The sequence below is a fragment of the Ruegeria sp. BHSA123 genome (genome assembly GCF_059613425.1).
The window spans coordinates 1-6,110 of record NZ_JBXWSL010000106.1 but is presented as its reverse complement, the minus strand read 5'-3'; the positions used below and the strand labels follow the sequence as shown (position 1 = coordinate 6,110).

Annotated in this window: 4 protein-coding genes; 1 reads left to right on the top strand and 3 read right to left on the bottom strand. The window is 54.8% G+C overall.

The window, feature by feature from the left end:
- Positions 1–244: 244 nt before the first annotated feature.
- The 3 genes from AC2FNC_RS19675 to AC2FNC_RS19665 form a co-directional block, all read right to left on the bottom strand.
- A complete protein-coding gene (locus tag AC2FNC_RS19675; RefSeq protein WP_496716393.1) occupies positions 245–1,030 on the bottom strand; it encodes a SphA family protein in 786 nt (261 codons plus the stop codon).
- A 188-nt stretch (positions 1,031–1,218) separates the two neighbouring features.
- Positions 1,219–3,162 (bottom strand): DUF3604 domain-containing protein, encoded by a 1,944-nt coding sequence (locus AC2FNC_RS19670; protein ID WP_496716392.1) that lies wholly within the window; start codon positions 3,160–3,162, stop codon positions 1,219–1,221.
- 83 nt (positions 3,163–3,245) lie between these two features.
- A complete protein-coding gene (locus AC2FNC_RS19665; protein WP_496716391.1) occupies positions 3,246–4,676 on the bottom strand; it encodes an arylsulfatase in 1,431 nt (476 codons plus the stop codon).
- A gap of 113 nt (positions 4,677–4,789) precedes the next feature.
- Here AC2FNC_RS19665 and AC2FNC_RS19660 point away from each other — a divergent pair, with 113 nt between their 5' ends.
- On the top strand, positions 4,790–5,809 hold the full coding sequence (locus AC2FNC_RS19660; RefSeq protein ID WP_496716390.1) for an AraC family transcriptional regulator: 1,020 nt from the start codon (positions 4,790–4,792) through the stop codon (positions 5,807–5,809).
- The last annotated feature ends 301 nt before the right edge of the window (positions 5,810–6,110 follow it).

Sequence of the window (6,110 nt, the reverse complement as noted above, 5' to 3'; positions counted from 1 at the left end):
CCGTTCCGGGAAAGTTCGACCAGCATAGGGTGAATAGGCCGGCGCTGGATAGGTATCGGCGAGCTGTTCCGAAGTTGGGGTCCATTCCTGCGCATGGGCTGGCATTGCCGTCGCTAGGATCGTCGTTGCGAGTAGTGCAATCGCTCCGCTAGTGGCAGTGCGCTTCGACCGTGTCATGCTTTCTCCTCCTAACAAATCAATTCTGGTGCGATATTGTTGGTACTCGATTGGATAATTGATCCACCTAGAAGGATATCGACAGCGTGAAGAAGCCGCCGACCCCTTCGGTTCGGTTTTTGGTTTCGAACTCTTTATAGGCTCGAAGGCTTGCGTAGACCGCCCGTCCTCCGATCTCTCCACTGTATGCGATTTGAGGACCGACACCATAGGTCTCGGATCGGAATCCGCCGAGCGCCGCTGGCGCTCCCTGGTCATTGGATATTTGCTTGTATGCAAAACCCACCGCACCCAATTGCCAGTTCTCCGAGACAAACTTTGACATTGCCCAGTCCAGGTGGATGGGCTCGCCATTGGTGTAATCCGTGTCTGAATTTTCGAAGTTGTACGTCAAACCCAACGTGGCCGACGCCTCCCATCCGCTTTCCGGATTGAAATAGGTATATGCCCCTCCAACGTCGATCGCAGCATGACCGATGCCGATGTTCGCAAGACGGTCTGCATCGTAGTCTCCGACAGGTATTGCGCCCGTCGCATAGACCATCCAGTTGTCCTTGCCCTTGTTCCAGAACAGTTGGACCGTGAGGTAAAGATCGCCGAACCCGGTTACCTTTTTCGATGCGCCCCCGGAGACTGGTCCGAGTGTCACATCCGCGTCCACATCACTGGATGCGAAGATGGTCGCAAGCGAAAAGGCGATTTGACCGCCCAGAACCGTGGTTTCGGGGCTATAGCTCGGAATGACGAACTGTCCAAGATACCGTGCGTCTACGCCCAACCGGATTTCACCACCCAGTTCAAGTTCCTGTCCGCCGGAAACATCACCAGAATAAGCATAGGTAACGAGGGGCACCGAAAATCCCGTCTGAGGCGGGATTGCCGCAAAGCTCGCGTACTGCCCCGGTAACCAGAAGCTTACGCCACCTTCGTCTGCACTAGCACATGTGCTTGCGGACATCGCGGCTATCATGCACGGACCGGCTTTCAAGACCGATCCGAGCTTTGCAGAGAACCGGATGTGATCGCTCCAGGAAGTCTTTGTCATTCACCCGGCGTGTACCAGATCGGTGACGTGTACGCGCGCTCCTGCGTTGAGGTTGGCACGTCGTCTGACATTTCGTCTCCAAAACGAACAGCGTCATAGACCGTCCAACGCGGTGTCGGAATTTCCAGAACTCTTGCGTAATAAAATGCTCGCAAAGACGGATCGAACTCCGGATCGCTCCAGACGGTGATCAATTCAGGTGCGCCGATTGAATTGGTGAAAGTTGCGGTGGTAACGTCGACCGTGTTTCCGACGGGCGGCAGCGTGCCATCCGGTCCCGGTTCGCGATCATCCGACCACGCCACATCGAAAACCTTTTCTTCAGTTTCGCCCGCTGCATTCAGCCAGCCTTTGACGATCTGGATGCGGTCGAGATTGCCCGAAAACGGATCCTTGAGCGCGGCGACCAGAAAGGTCGGTGCCTCGGCACCTTCCGGCGCATCCGGCAGATCGCCCCCCATTGGAACACCCTTCTCGTAGCCAATGTCCGCCGGTAAACGCGACCGGGCGTCCGCGTCGACAAACTCCCATCCTCCGAAGAAACGAACCCCGATACGGCTTCCCGTGGTCCCATAAACCTCTTTGCGTTCCATGGCGTCAAAGATTGCTGCGCGGGTATTGTCCTCGGCCCAGACCGCAGCCAAGCCGGACGCGGCCATTTCCCATCCCAGGACGGTAAGACCTTCGAAGTCGCCGACGAGGTGGTTCCAACGGCCAGGCTCCGGCTCGACCCCGGAATGCTTGCCGAAGAAATTGTCCTCCTGCGCCGTCGCGAGCGCAGTGTGGCTGTCGGTTGATCCGACCACGCCGAATTTATAGGGGTTTGTGCCAAGCTGGTCTTCGAGCTTTAGCCCGTTTTTCAGCGCTTCCCGCGCATACTCGTACTGAAGCATCCAATCCTCTTTCGGCGTAGGCCCCAGATTGGCCTTGTCCCAGGTCTCGTAGTCCGCGAACTCGTCATTCGGGCTCAGGAACGGATGCGTCTCTCCATCGCCTTTGATCTGCGTGATCTCGTACAACGGCTCCCATTTTGCTCGGCGCTCGACATAATCACCCGTGAGCGGTTCGCCCGTTTTGGGGTTGGTCTCGACAGGGAACATCAGACCATTCGAAACGTTTCCATTATGGGCCAGCGCAAGGATCCGTCCCCCGGTTTCGTCTTCGTAGCGCTCCATCCAGTCCCAAAGGTCTTCCGGGTTGAATGTTTCCGCAGTGGTGAATGGCAGCATCTGGCGCGCACGGCTCGCATCGTCGCGATATATGACGTTGCGGTGCAGGTTGTTGCCGGCCTCAGTCGACGTCCATTCATAGCCGATAAAGGCCGTGAAGGTTCCGGGATCATCGAATGCGTCAGCGGTTGAAGTGAAGTCGTCCCAGACCGACTGGACAAAACGACGATCGGCAATCGCTTCGGGAAGCGACTCTCCCGTAATCCCGGCGAATGTCTCAATTACTTCCATCGTCGCGGCGAGAGCGACGTTTCCGCCCTGGTTAATACGGTCGTTCCAATCCCGGAGCGTAGGGTCGCGCATCAGCGTCGCATTGCCAGCGACAATCTCATTCATTGCTCCCATGGCATCAGAATGATCTGCAACGACAAGCCAGTCGAGCGGTCGTGAGAGCTTCACGCGCAAACCATGTGACGTGGTCACTTCATCGCCCCGAGCAAAGCGGTAAGCGTCCGCCGGTGTCAAAACGACACCGAACGCTCGCGCATCCAGCGAGTTCGACGTGTGAAGATGCGTATCGCCCCAGAGCGGTCTAGTCGGAAAGTTCCTGCCAGCGTACGGCGAGAATTCGTCTGGTGCCAATCCCGGCATGTCTTCTGAGGAAATCGTCATTTCGCCGACCTGCCCGCCTTGCGCAGCTTCCTGCGCAACGGCGCTAGTCCCAAGCACCCCTACAGATATAAAAGCTATTGAAACGGCACGAAGTTTCATCGTTTCTTCTCCTTAATTCTTACCTGCGCTTAGCAACGACAATAGATTTTTGCGGTTCATGAAAGTATCGACCGTCACAAATATCACTGCGGCGGTAGATACGGATCAGGTGTTCCTGGCGGTATGGGCGGGTACTCCTTGAATGTCGCCAAGTGCTGGCCAAGGAATGGTAGGGCTTTTTCAGCGACCCATGTATAGACCAGCAGTACGTCTTTTCGTTCGCCGGGATCGTTGATTAGATCATAGAGGCGCGGCGTTGAATACGACTTGGTATCGGAATAAACGGTGTCGTTCTCTTTGAACAAGACCTTCCAGTCTGTCCACTTCACACCGTAGATTTCCTCACCCATGTAAACGATGACATGATCGCGATTGGAGTCTTCCTGTTCACCCAACAAGAACGCCGACTGATCCACGCCGTCAAACGCACGGTCGTTTGGTACTTGGCCACCGGCAATTTCTGCGAGAGTTGGGTAAAGATCCATTTGGTGAACAATCTCGTTGCTGACCGCTCCTGCCGGAATTTTCCCCGGCCAACGGATCGCGAACGGAACACGGAGGCTGCCTTCAAATGGCGTGAACAAAGTGCCCTGCCACGGACCCGGCGTGCCTTGAGCATGTGGCATTGGCGCGATGTCATTGCTTCCGACGTTCATTGCTTCGGGGCCGTTGTCGGCAGTGAAAATTACAATTGTATTCTCGGCGATGCCGGCCTCATCCAAAGCGGCTGTCAACCGACCGACGTAGCTGTCGGTCTGGTGGAGGAGGTCGGCCCATAACCCTTTGCCCGTCGAGCCCTCAAAATCGGGATGCGGGATAACCGGCGTATGGGTCGCCGTCAGGGCGAAATAAACAAAGAAAGGTGAGTCATCACCACTCTTGCGATGGATGTAATCAACCGCTTTGTCCGTCAGGTCGCCATCGATCTGTGCCCGATATTCCAAGTCGTAGTCGCGAGCAATTGTGGCTTCCTGTCCGGCCACACCTTGCATGACATGAGGCGGCTCCAAGCCAAGCGCCTGCCATCTGCCTTGCGAGGTCCACACGGTCTGATCAGTGCTTTCGACGCCGTAGAATTCGTCAAAACCTTGATTTGTGGGATATCGCCCTTCTGACCAACCGAGGTGCCATTTGCCGTACATTGCTGTATTGTAGCCAGCATTTTTGAGCATCTCCGCCATGGTGATTTCCCATTGCGTCATCCCGTAAACACCACCCGCAACCGGAATGGTGTGATTGCCGGAACGTATACCGTACCGTCCTGTCATAAGTGCAGCGCGTGATGGCGTACACTGCGCTTCAACATTGAAGTTTGTCAGGCGCATACCCTCTGCAGCAAGTGCGTCCATGGCTGGCGTTGCTGCTCCGCGGATTATTCCGCCGCCGTTGAAGCCCGGTTCCCCCCAACCGAAGTTATCTAGATTGATCAAAACGATGTTGGGTTTGTCCTGTGCGAACGCCACGGTTCCCAAGCTGCAAAATATAAGCAAAATCAACGTGCGCACTGTGTACACAATGCCCCCCTGATACTGTCGGCGATTGTTCTTACAGGAGGCTAAACCACGCGATCGTTGATTGCTGAACCATTTTGCGCCAACAATTGAAAGAACTTTGGAAACTTACGCCAATGACTTATTCGCCTTCCGTTACCGTCGCCGAAGCACTTGGAAGTGTTCCGACACTGATCACTAAAGCTCTCGGCGACCGTACGTTGGAGCGGTGTCTGGCGGAGGCTGGCTTGCCTCTCGACATCTCAGACAAAGTCGGTTTCTACATTCCCGAAACGGCCTTGAACCGATTTCTGGACACTGCGGCGCGAAGCGCTGGTGACGATCTGTTTGGATTGTATCTTTCGGAGCATCTTTCCGTGACGGAGTACGGCGCTTGGGGTGATTATGTTTTGGAAGCTTCCAATCTTGGAAATGCTCTGGAAAGGGCAGTACGGATTATTCATCTGCACGCCAACAGGGACACGCTTGAGGTAAGGCAAGACTCAGGTTCGACCTTTTTCAGGTATACTTTCGCTGAGAGACGAAACGCTGGTTATCGCCAGTCAGCTCTTGCCGCCTTGGGCTCACTTCTGAGTGTGCCACGCCATTTTCTAGGGCCAACATATCGTCCTTTGTCCATCGGCCTCGACCTGAAAGATGTCAGTTGCGAAGCTCGAATTGAAGCTCGCGTCAGGACCAAAGTTCGCACTGACAGAGACTGCATTTACTTTGAGATACCGAATTCCGATCTGACGGCGTGCAATCCGACCATTTCAGAAATGTATACGACAATTGGGGACGTCGTTCGGGCTTGCAGGGGAGGTCCGCCTGAAGATTTCGTTCAGTACTTGGAACAGCTTATTCTGCAAAGATTGGGAGAACAGAATATCGACTTGGATGACATTGCGCGTGCCACGGGCAAAAGTAAAAGAAGTCTCCAACGGAGAATTGACAGATCTGGTACCAATTTTCGATCTATCTACACCGCGGCTAGAATGCGCAAGGCAAGCGAACTGTTGACTCAAACATCAGCCACTGTAACGGCCATCGCCCTATACCTTGACTACTCGACCGCAAGTCACTTTTCCCGCGCATTCCGGAAACAATTCGGCATTACGCCCCTTGAATACCGAAACACGAGGTCTGTCCTTATCTAACCAGCCCTTTGGTCTTTATCGTGCAATGGTGTGCAACAGCACAAACGGCGCTTTGCCCGTTTAGTTAATGTCAATTCCGTGAGACCTAGTGCATGACCGGCTCACGCTTGCTGAGAGCGTCCGGAATCGGCTATTAGCGCAGATTGCTGCGCTTTGCATCAAGGTCTGAGAAGGGCTCTTCTGAGACATTTGAGCGGTTTGGTCAGATGTCCGCAAAGCCGCACTTAGAAGCCATTCGAGACGACGGGACCGCGTGGCGAAGTCCGCTTAAGGACCTGGACGACCGCTCCTGCAGGAACCG